At 72.1% G+C, this 22,462-nt stretch carries 18 protein-coding genes; 8 read left to right on the top strand and 10 right to left on the bottom strand.

Annotation, left to right across the window (positions count from 1 at the left end):
- The first annotated feature begins 66 nt into the window (after positions 1-66).
- Entirely contained in the window at positions 67-1,161 is a 1,095-nt protein-coding gene (locus ID574_RS16995; protein ID WP_188189864.1) for a phosphotransferase, read from the top strand.
- Here ID574_RS16995 and ID574_RS16990 read toward each other — a convergent pair whose 3' ends face one another.
- The 4 genes from ID574_RS16990 to ID574_RS16975 are packed head-to-tail and all read right to left on the bottom strand — an operon-like array spanning position 1,162 to position 5,179.
- Entirely contained in the window at positions 1,162-1,743 is a 582-nt protein-coding gene (locus tag ID574_RS16990; RefSeq protein ID WP_188189863.1) for a GTP-binding protein, read from the bottom strand. It lies immediately after the preceding gene.
- Complete coding sequence (locus ID574_RS16985; RefSeq protein WP_223166775.1) at positions 1,724-2,074, bottom strand: DUF742 domain-containing protein; 351 nt, start codon at positions 2,072-2,074, stop codon at positions 1,724-1,726. Before ID574_RS16985 ends, ID574_RS16990 begins: the two co-directional genes overlap by 20 nt.
- The gene (locus ID574_RS16980) at positions 2,071-2,496 is read right to left on the bottom strand and encodes a roadblock/LC7 domain-containing protein (protein ID WP_185052022.1); all 426 of its coding nucleotides are present in this window, start codon (positions 2,494-2,496) and stop codon (positions 2,071-2,073) included. Before ID574_RS16980 ends, ID574_RS16985 begins: the two co-directional genes overlap by 4 nt.
- Positions 2,477-5,179 (bottom strand): sensor histidine kinase, encoded by a 2,703-nt coding sequence (locus tag ID574_RS16975; RefSeq protein ID WP_188189862.1) that lies wholly within the window; start codon positions 5,177-5,179, stop codon positions 2,477-2,479. The genes ID574_RS16980 and ID574_RS16975 overlap by 20 nt, the downstream gene beginning before the upstream one ends.
- 392 nt (positions 5,180-5,571) lie before the next feature.
- On the opposite strand from ID574_RS16975, the gene ID574_RS16970 reads away from it, so the two are divergent.
- Both ID574_RS16970 and ID574_RS16965 read left to right on the top strand, forming a co-directional pair.
- Positions 5,572-7,452 carry a glycoside hydrolase family 97 protein gene (locus tag ID574_RS16970; protein WP_188189861.1) on the top strand — a complete coding sequence of 627 codons (1,881 nt, stop codon included), beginning with the start codon at positions 5,572-5,574 and terminating at the stop codon, positions 7,450-7,452.
- Positions 7,453-7,500: 48 nt separating this feature from the next.
- Positions 7,501-9,918: a glycoside hydrolase family 95 protein gene (locus ID574_RS16965; RefSeq protein ID WP_188189860.1), complete on the top strand. Its 2,418-nt coding sequence runs from the start codon at positions 7,501-7,503 to the stop codon at positions 9,916-9,918.
- Between the two features lie 64 nt (positions 9,919-9,982).
- On the opposite strand, the gene ID574_RS16960 is transcribed toward ID574_RS16965, so the two are convergent.
- The 4 genes from ID574_RS16960 to ID574_RS16945 form a co-directional block, all read right to left on the bottom strand.
- Positions 9,983-10,879, bottom strand: a complete 897-nt coding sequence (locus tag ID574_RS16960; RefSeq protein ID WP_188189859.1) for a sugar phosphate isomerase/epimerase family protein — start codon at positions 10,877-10,879, stop codon at positions 9,983-9,985.
- Positions 10,880-10,891: 12 nt separating this feature from the next.
- Positions 10,892-12,997: a PQQ-dependent sugar dehydrogenase gene (locus tag ID574_RS16955; RefSeq protein WP_188189858.1), complete on the bottom strand. Its 2,106-nt coding sequence runs from the start codon at positions 12,995-12,997 to the stop codon at positions 10,892-10,894.
- Positions 12,998-13,164: 167 nt separating this feature from the next.
- Complete coding sequence (locus tag ID574_RS16950) at positions 13,165-14,661, bottom strand: CocE/NonD family hydrolase (protein WP_188189857.1); 1,497 nt, start codon at positions 14,659-14,661, stop codon at positions 13,165-13,167.
- Positions 14,662-14,673: 12 nt separating this feature from the next.
- Complete coding sequence (locus ID574_RS16945) at positions 14,674-15,978, bottom strand: CitMHS family transporter (protein WP_188189856.1); 1,305 nt, start codon at positions 15,976-15,978, stop codon at positions 14,674-14,676.
- A gap of 110 nt (positions 15,979-16,088) precedes the next feature.
- Between ID574_RS16945 and ID574_RS16940 the strand changes: the two genes are divergently transcribed.
- The 3 genes from ID574_RS16940 (at position 16,089) to ID574_RS16930 (ending at position 19,204) form a co-directional block, all read left to right on the top strand.
- Complete coding sequence (locus tag ID574_RS16940) at positions 16,089-17,018, top strand: LysR family transcriptional regulator (protein ID WP_188189855.1); 930 nt, start codon at positions 16,089-16,091, stop codon at positions 17,016-17,018.
- Between the two features lie 97 nt (positions 17,019-17,115).
- On the top strand, positions 17,116-18,318 hold the full coding sequence (locus ID574_RS16935; protein ID WP_188189854.1) for a CaiB/BaiF CoA transferase family protein: 1,203 nt from the start codon (positions 17,116-17,118) through the stop codon (positions 18,316-18,318).
- Positions 18,308-19,204, top strand: coding sequence for an HpcH/HpaI aldolase/citrate lyase family protein (locus tag ID574_RS16930; RefSeq protein ID WP_188189853.1), 897 nt, complete (start codon positions 18,308-18,310; stop codon positions 19,202-19,204). Before ID574_RS16935 ends, ID574_RS16930 begins: the two co-directional genes overlap by 11 nt.
- Here ID574_RS16930 and ID574_RS16925 read toward each other — a convergent pair.
- Entirely contained in the window at positions 19,201-19,392 is a 192-nt protein-coding gene (locus ID574_RS16925) for a ferredoxin (RefSeq protein WP_188189852.1), read from the bottom strand. The two genes, ID574_RS16930 and ID574_RS16925, sit on opposite strands and share 4 nt — an antisense overlap.
- Before the next feature lie 170 nt (positions 19,393-19,562).
- On the opposite strand from ID574_RS16925, the gene ID574_RS16920 reads away from it, so the two are divergent.
- Positions 19,563-20,132, top strand: a complete 570-nt coding sequence (locus tag ID574_RS16920; protein ID WP_188189851.1) for a DUF5709 domain-containing protein — start codon at positions 19,563-19,565, stop codon at positions 20,130-20,132.
- Between the two features lie 8 nt (positions 20,133-20,140).
- Positions 20,141-20,725: a hypothetical protein gene (locus tag ID574_RS16915; protein ID WP_188189850.1), complete on the top strand. Its 585-nt coding sequence runs from the start codon at positions 20,141-20,143 to the stop codon at positions 20,723-20,725.
- A 10-nt stretch (positions 20,726-20,735) separates the two neighbouring features.
- Here ID574_RS16915 and polX read toward each other — a convergent pair whose 3' ends face one another.
- Positions 20,736-22,454 (bottom strand): DNA polymerase/3'-5' exonuclease PolX, encoded by a 1,719-nt coding sequence (polX, locus tag ID574_RS16910; RefSeq protein WP_188189849.1) that lies wholly within the window; start codon positions 22,452-22,454, stop codon positions 20,736-20,738.
- Positions 22,455-22,462 lie beyond the last annotated feature (8 nt).

Genomic DNA, 22,462 nt, shown 5'->3' with positions numbered 1-22,462 from the left:
GACGAAAGCGTATTTGAGTAGGCCATGCTCATGCGAGCGAGTTATTTCGCCCGCCATGCTTTGCGCATGAGCATGGCGTTGACCATCGACCTGACGGACCTCGTCCGCGAGAGCCTCGGCGACCCGCTGGCCGAGATCGCCGACCAGCATGCCGAACTCCTCGACCACGGTCCCGGGATGTTGTCGACGGCCTCGCTCCACCGCGTGCACGGCACCACGACCAGCGGTGCGACCTGGTCGTTCTTCGTCAAGTCGATCCACGCGATCAGACACTGGGCCGGGTACGCGACCGTTCCCGAGCACCTGCGGCCCGCCATCGAGGCGCACTTCCCCTGGCGGGCCGACGCCGACGTCTACCTCGCCCGCCCCGAGCTGCCCGCCGGGCTGCGGCTGCCGCGGATGTACCGGCTGGACGACCTGGGGGACGACCGGCTGGTCATGTGGCTGGAGTACGTGCACGTCGCAGCCGCCGCGTGGGACCTGGACCGCTACCGTCGCGCCGCCCGCCTGCTCGGCGACCTGGCCGTCGCACGGCCCGTGGCGGGACGGTCGTCCGGGCCGCGCGAGCCGCTCAACCGCGGCCTCCACTACTACCGCTCGGGACCGCTGGCCAACGTGTTCCTGCCCGCCATGCGGGACCCGGCGACGTGGCGGAACCCGCTGGTCGCCGAGAACGCCGACCCTTTGCTCCGGGCCGACCTGCTGGCCCTCGCCGAGCGGATCGACCCGCTGCTGGAGGCCCTGGACCGCCTGCCGCACACCCTCGTCCACGGCGACGCCGGCCCGGGGAACCTGCTGATCCCGGCCGACGGCTCGGCGGAGTTCGTGGCCATCGACTGGAGCTGGCCGTATCCGGCCGCCGTGGGCTTCGACCTCGGCCAGCTGCTCGTCGGCCGGGCGCACACCGGCGAGCTCCACCCCGAGGACCTGCCCGCCGTGCACGAGGCCATCGAGGTCGCGTACGCCGCCCCGGCGAGCTCCCTGGCGGACCCCGGCGAGATCTCCTTCGGCTACGTCGCCTCGCTCGTGCTGCGCAGCGCGTGGACCGCGATCCCTTTCGAGATGCTGGGCCAGGAGCCCACCCCCGAGCTGCACGAGCTGTTCCGCAAGCGGGCCGGGCTCGCCCGCTTCATCGTCGACCTGGGACGGTCCCTGCCCTGATCAGACCCCTTCCACCGCGTACGTGACCAGCGTGGTGAGCACGTTCTTGACCGACTCGCGCTCGCGCACGTCGCACAGCACGATCGGGATGGTCTCGCTCAGCCCGAGCGCCCGCCGCACCTTCGCCGGATCGTACCGGCGGGCGCCGTCGAAGCAGTTCACGCCCACCACGAACGGGATGCCGCGCTGCTCGAAGTAGTCCACCGCCGGGAAGCAGTCCTGCAGGCGGCGGGTGTCGGCGAGCACGACGGCGCCCAGCGCGCCGAGGGCGAGCTCGTCCCACATGAACCAGAACCGGTCCTGCCCGGGGGTGCCGAACAGGTACAGCCACAGCCCCTGGCGGATGGTGATCCGGCCGAAATCCAGCGCCACCGTGGTCGTGACCTTGGCCTCCACGCCCGAGGTGTCGTCCACCCCGATGCCCCGCTCGCTCAGCAGCTCCTCGGTGTGCAGCGGCCGGATCTCGCTGATCGTGCCGACCATGGTCGTCTTCCCGACGCCGAAGCCGCCCGCGATGAGGATCTTGATGGCCAAGGCCGAGGCGACCGCGGTCGTCCCCGGCTCAGAGGCTGCGTAGTCCATGCAGCACTTCCCTGTAGATGCGTTCGTCGATCGTCTGCGCCACGGGGCGCGGGCGCTCGATGGTGACAAGGCCCTCGCGCCGCAGGTCGCCCAGGATCACCCGGGTGATGTTGATCGGCAGCTTGAGGTGCGCCGCGACGTCCGCCACCGGCGTGGGGCGGCGGCACAGCCACAGCACGGCGCGATGCTCCGGGATCAGATCCGCAGGTTCGTAGGAGCCGCCGACCGTCGTGACGATGGCCACCAGGTCGAACATCTCGCCCTGCGGGCGCGCCCGTCCCCCGGTCAGCCCGAACAGCCGGATCAGCGGCCCGGGATCGTCCCCGGTCACGGTCTCGCGCCGTTCCAGGCGGGTGCCGGCGCAGCTCCTCTCGGCTGCGCGGATAGATGCTCACCGACCCGCTTGACCATGAGCGCCATCTCGTACGTGACCATGCCCAGCTCGGCGTCGGCCGAGGCGAGCACGGCCAGCCGGGCGCCCTGGCCGGCCGCGGTCACGAAGAGGAACCCGCCCTCCATCTCGATGATCGTCTGCCGGACGCCGCCCAGCCCGAAGTGCCGTCCCGCGCCCATGGCGAGGCTGTGGCTGCCTGCGGAGATGGCGGACAGGTGCTCGGCGTCCTCCCGGGTCAGCTCGCGGGAGCCGCCCATGGCCAGCCCGTCGGCCGACAGCACGATGGCGTGCCGGATGCCGGGGACCCGCTGGGTGAGGTCGTCCAGCAGCCAGCTCAGTTCACTTCTGGGGTCGGGCATCGGGGTTGTCGTCCTTTCCGTTCCACGCGTCTTGTCCCTGCTCGGCCTGGCGGCGACCCTGCTGCCAGCCCTGTTGCATGGACGACATGAGCTGTGCGAGCTCCTCCGGCGAGCGCACCGACACCTGGCGCGGTTGCGCGCGCCGGGCGGCACGTAGCTGGGGAGCCATGCTGGCCTGCGGTATCCGCATCGGCAGTCCGTCGAGGTCCTCGTCGGCCTCCTGGGGCGGTACCGTGACGCTCCACGCGGAGGCCGGGCCGCCGGACGGCGTGGCCGAGGCGGGGACAGGCCCGTTCCCCGGCCGGGCCGCGGGCCCGCTTCGCGGCGGGTGCACCGGTCCGGGCAGCGGCTCGGTCGCCGGCCCCGGCCCGTTCGCCGAGCCCTGCCGCGGCACGGGGCGGGCCTCGAACCAGGCCACCCGCTCAGGCTCAGCAGCACGACCGGGCGCATCCGCCCCGCCGCCCGCGTCGGCGAGGCCGTCCGGGCCGGCAGGGGCGGTCGGGGCCGCAGAGGCGTTCGGGCTGGAGCCGTTCGGGCTGGGCTCGGCCAGGCCGCTGGGGCGGGCCAGGCCCGTCGGGTTGGCCAGGCCGCTGGGGCGGGCCAGGCCGGTGCGATCGGTGAGCTCCCGGCCGTCCAGGGTCTCCGGCCTGGCGGTGGGGAAGGGCTCCGAGACGACGCCCACCCCGCGGGCCCGGCCCTCGGCGCTGGTCGTGCCGATCGCGCGTATGGGCCGGCCCGATCGGGCGGCGGCGGGCTGCTCCGCCGGCCGCGTCCCCGCCGCGACGGCCGGGACGTCGGTGCTGGAGAGCAGCGAGGAGGGCAGCAGCACGATCGCGGTGGTCCCGTCGTACGGCGACCGACGCAGATTGATCTTGACGCCGTGCCGGGCCGCCAGCCGGGAGACCACGAACAGTCCGAGCCGGTCACTGTCGGCCAGGTCGAACTCCGGCGGGTCGGCCAGCCGCGCGTTGAGCTCGTCGAGGGTGGCCTGGTTCAGCCCCAGCCCGCGGTCCTCGACCTCCAGCGCGAAGCCGTTGGCCGCCGTCATGCTGCGGATGTGCACGTTCGTGTCGGGCGGGGAGAAGACGGTGGCGTTCTCCACCAGCTCGGCGACCAGGTGGATCACGTCGGTGACGGCGGCGCCGATCAGCATCGGCGCGTTCGGCATCGGTGCGACGGTGACGCGGGTGTAGTCCTCGACCTCCAGCACCGCCGCGCGCACGACGTCGAACAGCGGCACCGGGTCGCGCCAGCGCCGCGCGGGCGCGGAGTCGGACAGGATGATCAGGTTCTCCGCGTGCCGCCGCATGCGGGTGGTCAGGTGGTCGAGCTTGAACAGGTCCTCCAGGACCTCCGGCTCCTCGACCCGCCGCTCCATCGTGTCGAGCAGCGAGAGCTGGCGGTGGAGCAGTGCCTGGTTGCGCCAGGCCAGGTTGAGGAAGACCTGGCTGACGCCCTTGCGCAGCGTCGCCTGCCCCACGGCGGCCTCGACGGCCGTGCGGCGTACCGCGGAGAAGGCGTCCACCACGCGGTCGACCTCCGCGGTGTCGGCCGGGGCGAGGCCGGGGGCCTCGCTGGCCGGGTCCACGTCGTCGCCGCGGCGCAGCCGCTCGACCAGCCGGGGCAGCCGCTCCTCGGCCAGCTCCACCGCCGACGCCTGGAGCCGCCGGAGCTCGGTGATCAGCGAGCGGCCGAACCGGTACGACAGCGCCAGGGACACGAGCACCGCGGCCAGTCCCAGGAGCAGGAGCAGCGCGCTTCGCCAGTAGGCCGCGGTCTTCTGCGACGCCGCCTCCTCCGCGGCGCGGTCGAGCTCCTGCCGCGTGTCGAGGTAGATCATGCCGAGCATGGCGTCGGCGTCGCTCTTCCACTGGGCGGGGTCGACGGGCGGCGGGCCACCGGTGGTGTCCCAGTTGAACAGCTCGTCCTCGGCCTCCAGCAGCCGCTTGTACGGGGCGCCGTTGACCAGCTTGTCGACGCTCGCCCGCAGCTCGGGGCCCACGTCGCGCTCGGCGTTGGCGAAGACGATCCTGCGGCTGCTGAACGCGGCGACGAACGCGGCCCGGTCGGTGGGGGTCATTCTGCGTTGCGCGATCGTGCTGCTGATCACGGCATGCTCCCGGCCCAGGTACTCCGCCGTGGCGCTGTAGGCCGCCATGCCGCGCACCGAGCGGAAGGCCGAGACGCCGCTCAGCGCGTCGCGGTCGTTGAACTGCTTGTTCGCGGCGTCGATGAGGTTGTCGTACGCCTGGATGACCTTCAGCGGCGGGGACAACATCCCCGCGTCGGCGGACTCGCGCAGCGACCGCAGCCCGTCGAGCGCCTGCAGCAGCGCCCGCACCTGGGCCGGCGTCTCCTCGCCCTCCGCCGCGACGTCGACGGAGCCGATGACCTTGCGCAGCTGCTCGGCCTTGCCGTCGGTGACCCGCCGCTGGTGGGCGAGCGGCACGGACGACCCGGTGCTGCGCGGGGCCTCAGCGGAGAGCTGCCGCTCCCTCTGTAACTCGACGATCAGCTGCAGCACGGGTGAGCCGATGGCCTCCCAGCGGTCCTGTGCCTGAGAGACCGTGACGATCTCCTCGACACTGGAATACGCGACGAACCCCCACAAGGCGACCATGGAGACCAGCGGAAGCAGGAGGATCCTGAGCAGCTTGGTACGGATCGGCGGGGGGGAGCTCATCCATCTTGTCCAATTCGGGGCGTCGGTGAACATGGGTGCCACGGAGTCGTCAACCGTGCCGCCCCCGGATGCCCGCCACGACTGTGGCCCGTCCACTATGCCGATGGGGCACATGTACTTCAAGGTACGGATGCGAAGAATCATCGCTATTGGGGCATTGACAGATTGTCAGCACACGGTTCGTGACCGTAACCGGTGATCCATCACTCTTTGTAATCATTTCCGTACATTCTTGGTCGGACTCTCGGGTGTTTCGGGCGCTCCTGACGGGGGCTGGTCAGGTCGAACGGGCGCCGCTGAGCGAAAAGACCCGATCTAAGAGCTGGCCAGGCGGCGGCCTCCGCGTTACGATCCGGAAACACATCCGATGAATGTGGCCCGCAGGAGCCCCCATGCCGAACGCCACACCGATGCGCCTGTTCACCGCCCTCCTCCTGACCTTCTGCCTCCTCCCCGCGCTCCCCGCCCGGGCCGCCGCGCAGAGCTGGACGATCTCCGGCTTACCCGGCGGCCCTGCGGCGGAGCTCGCGCTCGACCCCGAGACGGGCGCCCTCACCCTCGCCGTGACCCGCCGCGGCGCCCGGGTCCTCGAACCCAGCCCCGTCGGCATCGTCACCGAAGGCGCGGACCTGTCCCAGGGACTGCGCCTGCTCCACCGCCGCGACCGCGTCGTGGCCGAGCACTACACGACCACCGCCGGCAAGCGGCTCAAGCGGTCGGCGCTCGTGCGCGAGGCCGTCCTGTCCTTCGCCGGCGCCGCCGGCGCCCGCCTCGACCTGGTCGTGAGGGTCGCCCGCGACGGCGTCGCCTACCGCTACCGGCTGCCCGGCGACCACGGCGCCGTCCTCCGGGAGACCTCCGCGTTCACGCTCGCGCAGGACGCCACCGCCTGGCTGGCCCGGCACCGCCGCGACTACGAGAACCCGTTCGTCCAGTACCCGGCCACGACCGCGCCCGCGGCCGACTACATGGTGCCCGCGCTGTTCGAGACCCCCGGCGGTCACCTCCTGATCACCGAGTCCGCCCTGGACGGCCGCTACTCCGGGCCGCGGCTGGAGCACGAGGCGGGCACCCCCACCTACCGCCTGCGCCTGTGGGACGAGCGGGTCCAGGTCGCCGGCCCGCTGGAGACGCCGTGGCGCGTGCTGATCGCCGGCGACCTGGCCACGGTCACCGAGTCCACGCTGGTGGACGACCTCGCCCCCGCCTCCCGGGTCCGCGACACCTCGTGGATCCGGCCGGACCAGGTGCTGTGGACCTGGCTCGCGGGCGGCAGAGAAGCCGGGCAGAGCCTGGAGATCCAGAAGGGGTACGTCGACTACGCCGCCGAGCGCGCCTGGCCGTACGTGGCGGTGGACGCCGGCTGGTACTTCCTGCCGGACCAGTGGGACGTCACGGATCCCGACTGGCCGGCCACGAGCTGGATCCCGCGGCTCGTCGAGTACGGGCGGGCGAAGGACGTGGGGATCCTCGTCTGGATCCACTTCCGCGACCTGGACACGCCTGAGGAACGCGCCCTGTGGCTGCCCACCCTCAGCCGCTGGGGCGTGCGCGGCGTCAAGATCGACTTCATGGACGCCGAGTCGCAGGAGCGGCTGCGCTGGTACGACGAGATACTTCCGGCGACCGCCGCGAACAAGCTCATGGTCAACTTCCACGGCTCGACCATCCCCAAGGGCGTCCACCGCACCTGGCCGCACGTGATGACCATGGAGGGCGTGCACGGCGGCGAGAAGCGCACGCTCACCACCGCCCACCTGACCACCCTCCCGTTCACCAGGAACGTCGTCGGCTCGATGGACTACACGCCGATGGCCTTGCACCGCCCGTCCCGGCCCACGTCCGACGCCCACGAGCTGGGCCTGGCGGTGACGTACGAGTCCGGCCTGCAGAATCTGGCCGGCACCGTCGAGTCCTATCGGGCCAGGCCGGAGGCTGAACGGTTCCTGGAGCAGGTCCCCACCGCCTGGGACGAGACCCGGCTGCTGTCCGGCCGCCCCGCCGACCACGTGGTGCTGGCCCGGCGCGACGGCGACCGCTGGTTCATCGGGGCCGGGATCGCGGGTGCGGCCCGCACCCTGGACGTCCCGCTCAGCATGCTGCGCGGCCGGTGGCTGGTCGAGGTCGTCCGCGACGGCCAGTCCGGCCTGGTACGCGAGAGCCATGTGATCGACGGGCCCCGCGGCCGGCTGGCGGTGCCCGTGCCCGACGAGGGCGGCTACGCCGCGATCGCCTGCCGATGGCGCCCCGGGATCACGACCTGCGATCGATAGACCTCCGACCAACGCCCCTCAACACCTCCGATGTATAGGTGCACCCTCATGAAGAAACGGTTGCTGGCAGGGCCGATCGCGCTGCTCCTCGGCACGGCGCTGACCGTGGCCCCGGCCGCACAGGCCCAGACCGGGCCGGCGGAGCCGTACACGCTCTGGTACGACGAACCGGCCCCCGACACGAACGAAGGCTGGGAGACCCGGTCGCTGCCGATCGGCAACGGCGCCATGGGCGCCGCGGTGTTCGGCGGCGTGCGGGACGAGCGGCTGCAGTTCAACGACAAGACCCTGTGGACCGGCGGACCCGGCGTCTCCGACTACACCTTCGGCAACTGGGACGCCCCACGCCCCGGCGCGCTGGAGGCCATCAGGGAGCGGATCTGGAAGGAGGGCGGCATCTCGCCCAACGACGTCCTGGCCGCGCTGGGGCACAAGTCGGACACACCGCGGCACCGCAGGTTCGGCGCCTACCAGAGCTTCGGCGACCTGCGCCTGGCCTTCCCCGGCCTGCAGGAGCAGGCCGCGGACTACCGCAGGCAGCTGGACGTCGCGCGCGGCGTGGCGGGCGTGTCGTTCACGGCGGGCGGCGTGCGCCACACGCGCGAGTACTTCGCCTCCGCGCCCGCGGGCGTGATCGTGGCCAGGCTCGCCGCCGACCGGCCCGGCGCGGTGTCCTTCACCGCGCGGATCGCCGTGCCCGCCAACCGCTCGGCCACGGCGACCGCCGAAGGAGGCCGGATCACCGTCAAGGGGGCGCTGACGAGCAACGGGATGGCGTACGAGGCCCAGCTCCAGGTGCTCGCCCAAGGCGGGACCAGAGCCGACAACGCCGACGGCACCGTCACCGTGACCGGCGCGGACTCGGTGGTCCTCATCCTCGGCACGGGCACCGACTACGCCGCCGACTACCCCACCTACAAGGGTGAGGACCCGCACGCCAAACTCACGGCGCGGGTCGACGCCGCCGCGCGCAAGGGATACGCCAGGTTGCTGGCCGCCCACCGCGCCGACCACGCCGCGCTCTTCGACCGGGTGAAGCTGGACCTCGGCGGCGCCCTGCCCGCGATCCCCACCGACGACCTGCTCGCCCGGTACGGCGCTGACCCGGCCGCCGACCGGGCGCTGGAGCAGCTCTTCTACCAGTACGGGCGCTATCTGCTCATCGCCTCCTCCCGCCCCGGCTCGCTGCCGGCCAACCTCCAGGGCGTGTGGAACGTCCACGAGGCCCCGCCGTGGCAGTCGGACTACCACCTCAACATCAACCTGCAGATGAACTACTGGCCCGCCGAGACGACCAACCTGGCGGAGCTCGCCCGCCCGCTGCACGACTACGTCGACGGCCTTCGCGAGCCGGGCAGGGTCACGGCACGGCAGATGTTCGGGGCCGACGGCTGGGTGGCCCACCACGCCTCGAACATCTTCGGCCACACCGGCGCCTGGGACCACCCGGCCTACTTCTTCCCCGAGTCGGGGGCCTGGCTGTCCCTGCAGCTCTACGACCACTACCGCTTCACGCAGGACAAGCGCTTCCTCAAGCGGACCGCGTACCCGATCATGAAGGAGGCCGCGGAGTTCTGGCTCGACTTCCTGCAGACCGACCCGAGGGACGGCAAGCTCGTCGCCATCCCCAGCCGCTCGCCCGAGATCGGCCCGTCCACGGCGGGGGCGGCGATGTCGCAGCAGATCCTCTGGCACCTGTTCACCGACCTGCGGGAGGCCGCGGAGCTGACGGGCGACCGGCGGCAGGCGGCCGCGGCCGCCGAGGTGCTGGCCAAGCTCGACCCGGGCCTGCGGATCGGCCGCTGGGGGCAGCTCCAGGAGTGGAAGGAGGACATCGACGACCCGGCGGAGACGCACCGGCACGTCTCCCACCTGTTCTCGGTGCATCCGGGGCGGCAGGTCTCGCCGCGTACGACGCCGGAGCTCGCCGCCGCGGCCAAGGTCTCGCTCGACGCCCGCACCGACGCGGGCACCGGCTGGAGCAAGGCCTGGAAGATCAACTTCTGGGCGCGGCTGCTCGACGGCGACCGCGCGCACAAGCTGCTGCGCGACCAGCTCCAGACCAGCACGCTGGCCAACCTCTGGGACACCCACCCGCCGTTCCAGATCGACGGCAACTTCGGCGCGACCTCCGGCATGACCGAGATGCTGCTGCAGAGCCACCTCGGGGCGATCGACCTGCTCCCGGCCCTGCCCGCCGCCTGGCCGTCCGGCCGGGTGGACGGGCTGCGGGCCCGCGGCGCCTGCACGGTGGGCCTGTCCTGGGCGTCGGGGCGGCTGTCCGAGGCCCGGCTGACCTCCGAGCGCGGCGGCGAGGTGCGGCTGAGCAACGACGCGTTCCGCGGCGGGGTCCGGGTCACGACGGATCACGGCCGCACGGTGGCGCACAGCACGGACGGCGCCACCGTGACGTTCCGGACCCGCCCGGGCGGGGACTACCGGATCGTCGTCACCGGCGGGCGATGATCCAGGTGAGCGGGGCGTCGAGCCTGGACGGGGGCGACCCGCCAGGCTCGACGCAGGGTGATGCTCAGAACCGGAGCTTCCGCAGGTAGCGGTAGCCGACCTCCGCCGTCTGCCGGGGGGTCACGTCCGGGGTGTCGTTCTCCACGATGTACTCCCTCACCCGGTGCCGATCGAAGATCCGCCGGAAGTCGATCGTCCCGGTGCCGAGATCGGCCATGTCACCGTCGAGATGCCGGTCCTTGACGTGGAACTGCAGCACCCGCTGCGGCGCCTCGCGGATGACGTCGAGCGCGAAGCCCACCGGGTCGGCGGCGCCGCGCCCGACGCCGCCCGTGACCGCCCAGTAGATGTCGATCTCCAGGTGGACCAGGCGCGGGTCGAGCTCGGCGGTGAGCACGTCCCAGGGCGTCTTCCCGCCGCCGAGGTCGATCGTGAACTCGTGGGCGTGGTTGTGGTAGCCGTACCGCAGCCCCGCCTTGCGGGCGGCGGCCGCCTCGACGTTCATGCGCTCCGCCCACGCCTTCCACTGGTCCTCGCTGGTGGAGTTCAGGTAGGGCACCACCATGTAGGTCTGGCCGAGGGTGAGCGCGTTGGCGATCTTCGTTTCGAGCGCGGCGTCGTCGGGGCTGATGCCGTCGTGGCTGGAGGTGGCGCGGATGCCGAGCCCGTCGAGGAACGCGCGCAGCTGCTTCGCCGTACGGCCGAAGTAGCCGAGCGCGACCTCGATCTTCGGGTAGCCGATCTCGGCCAGGTAGGCGAGGGTGGCGTCGTAGTTCTTGGCGAGGTCGTCGCGTACCGTCCAGAGCTGGATGCTGATCTGGCCGGGCGGGACGCGGTCCCGGCCGGAAGGGTGGTGCGGCGTGGCCGCGGCGGCGGGTGACGCGGCGGCGAAGGCGGCCGCGCCGAGTCCGAGGCCGGCGGCGAGCAGGGACCGCCTGCTGGGACCGTAGCCGTAGCACATGGGGGGATCCTCCTAACGGGTGGGCTCGAGTACGACCTCGTCGGTTCCGGTCAGCGGGGGCAGGTCCGCGCCGCCGGGGTCGGTGTAGCCGGCGACGAAGACGCCGGTGAGCTCGTCGGTCTCCGGGTCGTGCCCGCTCGGCTCGGTGGTCTGGATCGAGCCGGTGCAGCCGCGGGCCGTGGTCTGCGGATGGCCGTGGTCGTCGTGGCCGAGGATGTAGTCCACGGTCACGTTGGCGCAGTCCACCGGCTGGTCGTCGGTGATCCGCACCTCGAACTCGACCACGTCGCCGAAGGAGAAGCTCTGCCCTTCGGCGGGCCGGACCAGCTCCACGACGGGCGCCGCGTTGCCGACCACGATCCGCACCGACGTCGCCGCGGACATGCCGTGCTCGTCGGTGACCCGCAGCGTCGCGTTGTAGAGGCCGTTCGCCGTGTACGTGTACGACGCCTCGGGGCTGCGGGAGTCCACCCTGCCGTCGGCGTTGAAGTCCCACGCGTAGCGGAGCCGGTCGCCGTCGGCGTCGGTCGTGCCGGCACTGGTGAAGGCGACGGTGAGCGGCGCGTGGCCGGAGGTCGCCGACGCCGCGGCGACCGGGACGGGGGTGTGGTTGCCGGTGTAGCCGATGTAGTCGATGCGGGAGAGCTGGGCGTCCGGGTTCTCCTGGAAGAAGCCGTCGCCGTACTCCAGCACGTAGAGCGCGCCCTCGGGGCCGAACTCCAGGTCCATCGGGTTGTCGAAGACGAACGAGGGCAGCACGTCCTCGATCCGCCGCCCGTCACGGTGGAACGCCTTGACGTAGTCGCGGGTCCACTCGTAGAAGAGCGGGACGCCGTCGTAGTACTTCGGCCAGGCCACCGGGCCCCGGCCGCGCGTGTCGGCCGGGTCGAAGTCGTACGCCGGGCCGCCCATCGGGCCGATGCCCCCGGTGCCCAGCTGCGGGAACTCCGGCGACTGCCCGTAGGAGTACCACACCTCCGGCTGGACCACCGGCGGCAGCCTGCGCAGACCGGTGTTGCGCGGCGACTCGTTGACGGGCGCGGCGCAGTCGAACGCCGCGCCCGACGCGCCGGTCGCGAAGTCGTAGTCCACGTACGGCAGCCGCGCGGTCGCGCAGTAGGGCCAGCCGTAGTTGCCGGGCTTGCGGATCTTCGCCCATTTGCCCGTCCCGGCCGGGCCGCGCCGGGGATCGGCCGCCCGCGCGTCCGGTGAGTAGTCGCCGACGTAGAGATCCCCGGTGGACCGGTTGATCTCGATGCGGAACGGATTGCGCAGGCCCATCGCGTAGATCTCGGGCCGGGTGCGCGGCGTGCCGGGCGGGAAGAGGTTGCCTCGGGGGATCGTGTAGGACCCGTCCTCGCGTACCTTGATGCGCAGGATCTTGCCGCGCAGGTCGTTGGTGTTGGCGGAGCTGCGCTGGGCGTCGAACGCCGGGTTCCGATCGGCCCGTTCGTCGATCGGGGCGAAGCCGTCGGACTGGAACGGGTTGGTGTCGTCGCCGGTCGACAGGTAGAGGTTGCCGTCGGCGTCGAAGACGATGTCACCGCCGACGTGGCAGCAGATGCCGCGGTCCACCGGCACGTCCAGGACGCGCTGCTCGGTGCGGAGGTCGATCGTCGCGCCGGTGAAACGGAACCTGGACAGGCGGATCAGCCCCTTGAAGGGCGCGAAGTCCGCGGGTGTGCCGGTGAACGGGGCGTCGCCCTCGTTGACGTCGGGCGTCGCGGGGTCGTCGACGGGGGTGTCGAGCGGCGGGGAGTAGTAGAGGTAGACCCAGTCGTCCTTCCTGGAGCCCTTGCCGAAGCCGGGGGCGAGGGCGATGCTCTGCAGCCCCTCCTCGTCGTGCTGGTAGACGTCGAGCCGGGCGGCCAGCGTGTTGAGGCCGGTCTTCGGGTCGTGTAACCAGACCTCGCCGCGCCGCGTGGTGTGCAGGACCCTGGAGTCCGGTAACACCGCCAGATCCATCGGCTCGCCCGGGCTGTCGTTGAGCGTCACCTTCTGGAACTGGTCGTCGGGTGGCGGTGCCGCGGCGCCGGTGCTTCCGGAGGCCTGGGCGGCGGCGGCCGGCATGAGGATCGCCGCGGCAGCCATGACCGCGATTGCGGTTCTCGCTCTCATTGCCTCTCCCTTCGGTCTACTCGGGGGATAAGAGAGGGCAAAGTAACGTGAATGTAACCCGACTTACGCCGATCGAGGAGGGGCTAATCGCGAGAAATCGAACATCTTTCGCGTTCGGTCGGACTAAGTGGGGGTCGCAGGGCCTGGCAGGAGGACGGAGATGAGGGTTACCGGGCGTCCTCCAAGGTGGTGAGGCGGAGCTCGGTGCCGCCGCGGCCCACCCGCAGGTCGACCCGGCCCGCGGGGGCGTCGGAGTCGATCTCCGGGTGGTCGTCGCTCGACACGGTGACGCGCAGGCTGTGCCCGGTGCTCAGCCGGTAGTGGGTCGGCCAGGTGCGGATCTCCAGGTCGTACGTCTTGCCCGGGCGTACGGGGACGGCGCGGTCGTGGCCGAAGCGATGGCTCGCCTTGAGCCAGCCCTGGGTGATGCGGGTGGCCGTGCCGTCGGGGGCGACGTCCTCGGCCACCACCGCGATGTTGCCGTCGGCGGCCGTGAACGCGGCGCGGACCTTCGCCGTGATGTCGCCGGCCAGGACGACGTCGCGCGGGTAGGGCCGGGTCTGGAAGGACAGCCGCTCGTCCGGGGTGGCGGGGGCCGGGTCGGTGTTGACGGTGAAGCGGCGGGTGGCGGGCACGCCGGGGTCGGGCGTGAGCGTGCCGTCGGCGCTCAGGCCGAGCCGCGTCTGCCGGGCGCCGGGAGGGGGCCAGGTGGGGAACCGCTTCCAGCCGGTGCCCGCGCCGGGGCCCGGGATCTCGTACGAGGTCACCTTGGCGGCGGGCAGGGGCGCGTCCCGGCGCCCGGCCAGCCAGCGGTCCCACCAGGCGAGATACGGGCCGTTGCCGAGGTCGGCGTACTGGCCGTTGCGCCACCCGTGCTGCCAGGGGCCGGCGACCAGCCAGACGTTGCGGGGCCGGGCCTGGAAGTTCTCCACCATGCCGGCCCGGTAGCGGTCGTACCAGCCGGCGATCTCCAGGACGGGGATGTCGAGGTCTTTCCAGCGGGCCTTGACGCTGCGCTCGCGCCAGAAGTCGTCGTAGAGCGGATGCTGTGCGTAGGTCACCAGGGTGTCGGGGGCGACCGTGCGCTGCCAGTCGCGGATCCTGGCCGAGTAGATGCCGCCGCGGTAGATCGTGTTCTCGTACCAGTCGCTGATCCCGTCGGTGGGGATGATCGCGGCCAGGTGGGGCGGCTTGTTCACCGCGACGAGCAGGGAGGAGTGGCCGCCGTAGCTGACACCCATCTGCCCGACCTTGCCGGTGGACCAGGGCTGCGCGGCCAGCCACTCGATGAGGTCGTAGTTGTCGCGTTGCTCCTGCGCGCCGAACGGGTCGAGCCGGCCGGGGGAGTCGCCCGAGCCGCGGGCGTTGCAGACGGCGACGTTGTAGCCGCGGGTGACGAAGTACGCGGCCGCCCGGCCCAGGAGCTCCAGCTGGTCGTAGGCGGTGTAGTCGTACACGATCACCGGGAAGCGGCCGTCGGCGGCGGGGCGGTGCAGGTCGCAGGCCAGGCGGGCGCCGTCGCGCAGCGGCACCGAGACCCGCTCGGTGCGGACCTCGTACGTGGCGGGCCGGTCGTAGGAGAAGAAGGGGTCGGTGTCGGCGCGGGCGGGGGTGTGGACGACGAGCGGAAGCATCAAGATGGCGGCGATCCAGCCGTACTTCATGGGTGGGACTCCTCAGAGTGAGATGGCGCCGGTCAGGAGCGCGGCCACCGTCATGACCGCCGTGGTGCCGAACGCCCAGCCGAAGACGAAGCGCTGGTGGCGGCCGAGATCGACGCCGCTCATGCCGACCAGGATGAAGGTCGCGGCGGTGAGCGGGCTGAGCGGGAAGCCCGTGGTCATCTGGCCGAGGATGGCCGCCCTGGCGATCTCGGCGGATTCCACGCCGAAGCCGCCGGCGGTCTGCGCCAGCACGGGCAGCACGCCGAAGTAGTAGGCGTCGGGGGTGAAGACCAGGCTCAGCGGCATGCTCGTGATCGCCACCAGCACCGGCAGATGGCCGCCGAACGAGTCGGGGATGACGCCGGCGAACGCCGCCGCCATCTCGTTGATCATCTTGGTGCCGGTGAGGATCCCGGTGAAGACGCCCGCCGCGAAGATCATCGTGGTGACCAGCACCACGCTCTTGCCGTGCTTCTCGAGCAGCTCCTGCTGTTTCTCCCAGGTGGGGCGGTTGACCAGCAGGGCGAGTGCGAAGCCCACCACGAACAGCACCGGCAGCGGCATCGCCTCCAGCACCAGCCCGGCCAGCAGCGCGAGGGTCAGCACGAGGTTGAAGGCGGTCAGGGCCGGGTGCGTGCGCTCGGGCGCGCGCGGCGTCCCCGGTCCGTCCCCGACGACCAGCGGTTCCGGGGGCAGGGAGACGGTGCCGAGGCGGCGGCGTTCCCGCAGCCCGATCAGGTACGCGGCCACCAGCACCCAGGCGATGCCCGCCGCCATCGCCGGCAGGACCGGCGTGAACACCTGCGAGCTGTCCAGCTTCAGCACCGCCATCGCCCGGGCGGTGGGACCGCCCCAGGGGATCATGTTCATGACGCCCGCGCCCAGGCAGACGACGCCGGTGAGCACCAGAGGGCTCATGCCGAGCCGCTTGTAGACGGGCAGCAGGGCGGAGACGGTGATGAGGAACGTGGAGGCGCCGTCGCCGTCCAGGGCCACGCACATCGTGAGGACGGCCGTGCCCACGGCGATCCGCAGCGGGTCGTCCTTGGCCACGCGCAGGATGCCGCGGATCAGCGGATCGAACAATCCCGTGTCGATCATCAGGCTGAAGTACAGGACCGCGAAAGCGATCATGATGCCGGTGGGCGCCACCTTGGTCAGGCCGTTGAGGATCATCGGGCCCATCTCGGCGGCGAAGCCGCCGGCCACCGCCGCGAGCACCGGGACCAGCACCAGCGCGGTGAGTACTGAGGCACGCCTGGTCATGGTGAGCACCAGGAACAGGCCGATGGTGAGGAAGCCAAGGAGCGCGATCATCCGGGCGGCCCTTCTCTCGGGAGGTTACGGAGAAGTTTCCGAGCGCCGACGTTTCACGTCCACCATCAAAAGTGGATTTATCCATGCGTTCTGCGCAACAGTAAGGAGTCATGGACGCCAATCTCCGGCAGCTGTCCGCCTACGTCGCCGTGGCGAAGGCGGCCAGCTTCACCACCGCCGCGGCGCGGCTGCGCGTCTCGCAGTCGACGCTGAGCCGCGCCGTGGCCGACCTCGAGCGCGTGCTCGGCGTTCGCCTGCTGGAGCGCGACACCCGCAACGTGCAGCTCACGGCGGCGGGCGTGGAGACGCTGCGCGTCGCCGAGCAGATCGTCGGCGCGCACGAGTCCGGGATGAAGGAGCTGAGGCGCTACCTGCTCGGCGAGTCCGGCGTGGTCGCCGTGGCCACCATGCCCTCGGTCGCGGCGGTGCTGCTGCCGCGCCTGATCTCCGCGTTCCGGCGGCAGCGCCCGCGCGTGACCGTCCGCATCATGGACGGGCTGGAACGGGCCGTGCTCGGCAAGGTGCTCTCCGGCGACGCCGACTTCGCCATCACCACGGTCGGCGCGCAGCAGGACCGGCTCGAACACCGCCCGCTGATCCGCGACCGCTTCCACGCCGTGCTGCCTGCGGGACACCCGCTCGCCGAGCGGGAGGAGGTCGCCTGGGAGGACCTGGCCCCCGAGCCCTTCCTGGCCGTCGGGCCGGAGTCCAGCGTGCGCCGGCTCACCGACGCGGCCTTCGCCCAGGCGGGGTGCGGCGCGACGCTCGCCGCCGAGGCGAGCAACGTGGCGACGGTCGGCGGGCTGGTCGCCGCGGGCCTCGGCGTGTCGGCGATGCCCGCCCTCGTGCTGCCCCTGCTGGGTCCCGGGCACATCGTGCACCGGCCGCTGGCCGAGCCCGTGGTCGAGCGGCGCCTGGACGTCGTGGTCCGGGCGCGGCGGACCCTGCCGTCCGCCGCGGCCGCGTTCCTCGTGCTGTTGGAGGAGTCTCGTACGCAGGGGCTGGAGGTGCCGGCGGGGGCGTCCTGGGTCACGCGTTAATGCGTAAATAGCATGAATATATCGACTTCTCGTGCTGGACCCGCATTTCTCCGCTTGGGCAGGATGACATGACCGGACAGGACGAAGGAGCTCATGCGTGGCCTCTGAACAGCGCGGGCAACTGCGCGGACTGAAGGTTGTCGAGTTCGCCCACGTGGTCGCCGGGCCGCTGGCCGGGTCTCTGCTCGCCGACCAGGGCGCGGACGTGGTCCATGTGGAGCCGCCCGGCGCCGGCGACGCCGCCCGCGCCATGGGGCCCTCGCGTGACGGCGTGCCGCTGTGGTTCAAGGTCGCGGGGCGCAACAAGCGCTCTGTCACCCTGGACCTGCACGACCCCGGCGGCCGGCACGTCGCGCACCGGCTCGTGGCCTGGGCCGACGTCGTGATCGTCACGTTGCGCGCCGGCCGTCTGCGCGAATGGGAGCTGGACTGGGAGGCCGTGCACCGGATCAACCCCAAGGCGGTCCTGCTGCAGATCTCCGGATTCGGCGCGACCTCGTCCCAGGCCGACGCGCCGGGCTTCGGCAAGGTCGGGGAGGCCAGGAGCGGAGTGGTGCACCTGACCGGGTTCCCCGACGGGCCGCCGGTGCACACCGGGTTCTCCCACGGCGACGCCGTGACCGGGCTGATGGGCGCCTACGCGGTGCTCGCCGCCCTGCACCGCCGGGCGCACGACCCCGGCTTCGACGGCGAATGGATCGACCTCGCCCTCTTCGAGCCGCTGTTCCGGCTGGTGGAGTGGCAGGTCATCACATACGACCAGCTCGGCGTCGTGCCCGGCAGATCCGGCAACCAGCTGGCCGTCGCGCCCGCCGCCGTGATCAACACCTACCTGTCACGTGACGGCGACTGGATCACCGTGACCTCCGCGACCCTCCGCTCCGTGCTGAACGTCGTCCGCCTCCTGGGCCTGCCCGAGGAGGAGTTCGCCACGACGCGGCAGCAGCTCGCCGGACGGGAACGGCTGGACCGGGAGCTGCGTGCCTGGGTGGCCGCCCGGGGGACCGGCGAGTGCCTGCGGGCCTTCGCCGAGGCCGAAGTGGTCGCCTCACGCGTCTTGACCGTCGCGGACATCGCCGCCGACCCCGTCTACGCCGAGCGCGGCGACATCGTCACCGTCGACGACCCCGACCTCGGCCCCGTCCGCATGCAGGCCGCGCTCCCGCACTTCCACCGGGAGCCCGGCCGCGTCTGGCGCACCGGACCCGCACTCGGGCAGGACAACGACCTCGTCTACCGCGAGTGGCTCGGGCTCGGCTCGGAGGAGATCGCGGACCTGGAGAAGCGCGGTGTCATCTGACCGGCCCCGGCTGCGCTCGCTGCTCTTCGTCCCCGGGACCAGGACCGACTGGCTGGCCAAGGCCGAGGCCGCCGGGGCCGACGCGGCCATCCTCGACCTGGAGGACGCCGTCCCGCCCGCCGAGAAGCCCGCCGCCCGCATCCGGGTGGCCGAGGCCGTCGCCGCCTTCACCGGCGACATGGCGCTCCTCGTCCGGATCAACCCCCTCGACGGCTGGGCGGCCGCCGAGGACCTGCGGGCCGTCACGCACGCCCGCCTCGCCGGGGTGGTCGTCCCCAAGATCGGCGGCCCGGCGGACGTGCGGCTCGCCGACCGGCTCCTGACCTGGTGCGAACGCGAACACGGCCTGCCCGAGGGCCGCATCGCGCTGGTGCCGCTGCTGGAGAGCGCCGCCGCGCTGCGGGAGGCGTACGACGTCGCCCGGGCCGCCGCCCGCGTCGCCTACGTAGGGGCGGTCACCGGTCCGGCCGGCGACGTGGAGCGGGCCATCGGCTACCGCTGGAGCCCTTCCGGCATCGAGACCCTGGCCCTGCGCTCCCGCGTCCTGCTGGACGTCCGCGCGGCCGGCACGCCGTGCCCCGTCGCCGGCCTGTGGACGGCCATCGCCGACCTCGACGGGCTGCGTGCCTTCGCCGAGCAGAACCGCGCGCTCGGCTACGAGGGCATGATGGCCGTCCACCCCTCCCACGTCCCCTTGATCAACGAGGTGTTCTCGCCCAGCCCGGAGGAACTCGCACGTTACGAGCGGCTGATCGCCGCGGTGGAGGAGGCGCAGGCGCGCGGCGCCGGGGCGATCGCCTTCGAAGGGGAGATGGTGGACGAGGCCATGGCGGCCAGGGCACGGGCCGCGCTCGGCCGGGCCGAAGGCGGAAAGGACGTCTTCTAGAGCAGCTCGATCGCTCTTTCCGGGCAGTTGGCCACCGCCAGGCGCGCCGCGCGTTCCTCGTCCTGCGGCACGCTGCCGTCGCCGGCGACCTGCCCGTAGCCCTCGTCGTCCTCGTCGAACAGGCCGGGGGCGAGGTCGTAGCAGCGGCCATGTCCCTGGCAGCGCTCGGGGTCGATGCGTACCTTCATGTCGGTGCTCCGTTCTGTGTGCCCCGTCGAAATCCCAGTCTGCCCCTGTTGCCCGGCTTGAGGCGGATGTCTTCCTCAGTCGTTCCGTGTGGTCTTCCGTGACGTGTGGGTAGGGGCCGGGTTCGCCCGCCTGCACGGGAACCGAGGAGGAGGAGAAGCGGGGGAACGGTATGAGTCATCACACACCAGAGCACGATCCCCACTCGCGGTTCGAGGACGAGGGGATCCCGGACCTGCAGGACGGCACGCCCGAACAGCAGTGGGCGGTGGACCCGCAGGAGGCGCCGCTGCCGGCCGACGAGCCGGTCGCCGTGGACGACTACGGCACCACGAACGAGGAGCAGATCCAGGGCGAGTCGCTGAGCGGCCGCCTCGACCGGGAGGTCCCCGAGGAGCAGCCGGTGTACGCGGTGGACGGATCCGCCACGGCTGCCCGGCCGCCCACTGACGAGAGCGACGCGCCGGCCGTCGAGAAGGTGACCGAGGAGAGCGGGCTGGGCATGGGCTCGGACCTGGACACGGGCTACGAACCGGACAGCGGCGTCGACCCGGCGTGGGAGGCACAGCCCGAGGAGCCTTCGGGCCAGGTCTGGGACGAGCCCCGCCGCGCGGGCCGCCTGGTCGCCCCCGACGAGGGAGCCCGCGAGGACGCCGAGCCCGACGAGGTCGCCACGGAGGCCGGGCCGGACGCCGGCGGCTATTCCGCCGAGGAGGCGGCCATGCGAGTGGAGCCCGAGTGAGGAGACGCATGCCGAACGAGCACCGCGAAGACCGCGACAAACGGCGCGAGCAGGACAAAGGCACCACGTTCGATCCCGATCTGCACAACATGGGCGGCGATGTGGGGCCCGCCTCGATCCGCGGCTCCAACGTCCCTCCGCGGGCCCGGCCGGGTGACGACGCCGAGCCGAAGAGCGGGTACGCCGAGCCCATGGGGTACGTGGCCGGCCGGGACGACGAGTGGCCGGTGACGGCGGGATCCGACGAGAAGGCCGTGGCGGCCCGTACCGACGAGATCGACGACCACGTCGCCACCTACGGCCCGAGCCCCCATCCCATGCCCCCGGAGACGCTGGAACAGCAGGGCGAGGGCGGGGACCCGGGCTTCCGCGTCCGGGGCCCGGTCGACGAGGCCGAGCACGGGATGGTGATCGACGAAGGCGGCGGCGAGCCGGAGGAACCGGCGGGCGCCCTGCGCGACGGGGAGCACATCAGCGCGGACGTCGAGTGGGTGCCTTCGGACGAGGAGGACGACCCGGACGGCGGCTCCGGCCGCACGGACGCCGATGACGGCGGCTACCTGCCAGGAGAGGGCACCGGCCGCCCGTACTGAGGCCCCGCCGTCAGCGGTTCTTCCGGAGGAAGGCGGTGAGGCGGTCCAGGGGCCAGGTGTTGATCACATCGTCGGCGGTGAGCCAGCCTCGCTGGGCCGTGCCGATGCCGTAACGCAGGTTGGCCAGGTGGCCGACCGCGTGGGAGTCGCTGTCCACGGCGAACTTCACGCCGTACGGCCGCGCCCGCCGGATGAGCTCGGCGGCCAGGTCGAGCCGGTCGGGGAAGGCGTTGATCTCCAGCGCGGTCCCGGAGCGCGCGCACGCCCGGAAGACCTCGTCCCAGTCCGCGTCGATGGGCGGGCGGCGGCCGATCAGCCGGGCGCTGGGATGGCCGATGATGCTGACGTGCGGGTTCTTCGCGGCTCGCACCAGCCGCCCGGTCATCCTGTCGCGCGGCAGGTCGAAGTGGGAGTGCACCGAGGCGACGCACACGTCGAAGCCCGCCAGCACGTCGGGCGGCCAGTCCACCTCGCCGTCGGGGTCGATGTTGAGCTCGATGCCGTGCAGCAGGCGCGGGCCGTACGCGCCGTCCAGCTCGCGCAGCCGCTCGCGTTGCGCGACGGCCTTCCCCAGGGTCATCTGCTGCATGTACAGGTTGGGCCCGTGGTCGGTGACGGCGTAGTACGCGTACCCGCGCGCGGCCGCGGCGGCGACCATGTCCTCGAGCGAGGCGTGGCCGTCGGTGAGGTCGGTGTGGGTGTGCAGGTCGCCGCGCACGTCGGCCTCGGTGACCAGGTCGGGGAGCGCCCCGGCCAGCGCGGCCTCGATCTCGCCGGTGTCCTCGCGCAGCGTCGGCGGGATCCACGGCAGGCCGAGCCGCTGGTAGACCTCCTCCTCGGTCCTGGAGACGATCTTCTCTTCGGTGACGGCGTCGAACAGGCCGTACTCCGACAGCTTGAGCTTGTGGTGCTGGGCGATCTCGCGGGTGCGGATGTTGTGCGCCTTGGACCCGGTGAAGTACTGCACGGCCGCGCCCCACGCGTCCGGCGGCACCACCCGGAGGTCCACCTGCAGCCCTTGGCCGGTTCGCAGCGAGGTCTTCTTGTCGCCGCGGACGATGACCTCCGTCACCTGGGAGAGCCCGACGAAGGCGTCCATCAGCACCCTCGGGCGGTCCGACGTGGCCAGGACGTCGATGTCGCCGATGGTGTCCTTCATGCGGCGCAGCGACCCGGCGTACCCGCATCGCCGGCAGCCCCGCACCGCCTCCAGCGCCGCCACGATGTCCTCGGCCAGCGGCATGGCCACGCCCAGGTGGACCCGCTGCCCGGAGTCGCGCAGCAGGGCGATGCCGTGCAGCAAATTCTCCTCGGTCTTGGGGCCGAAGCCCGGCAGGCCGCGCAGGGCGCCGGCGGCGATCGCCGACTCCAGGCTTGCCGGGGAGTCCACGCCCAGGCGCTCGTGCAGCACCATCGCCCGTTTGGGCCCCAGGGCGGGAATGTGGGTGAGCGCGCGGACCCCGGCGGGGATGCGGCCACGCAGCTCCTCCAGCTTCGCCATCGTGCCGGATCGTAGGTATTCGGCGACCTTGGCGGCGATCGACTCGCCCACGTTGGGGATCCGTCTCAGCGCGGCGGCGTCGTAGCCGGCGATGTCGTCCGGGTAGGCGCCGATCGACCGGGCGGCCTTCTGGTAGACGCGGATCTTGAAATCCTCGTGACCGGTGATGGCGAGGAGGTCGGCGTACTCCTCCAGCACGGCGGCCACGTCGTCGTTGGTGCGTGCCATCTCGCATC

Source organism: Nonomuraea sp. SYSU D8015 (assembly GCF_008065375.1).
Taxonomy (GTDB): Bacteria; Actinomycetota; Actinomycetes; order Streptosporangiales; family Streptosporangiaceae; genus Nonomuraea.
The sequence above is the reverse complement of the archived record's forward strand: the minus strand, read 5'-3'. Positions and strand labels throughout refer to the sequence as shown.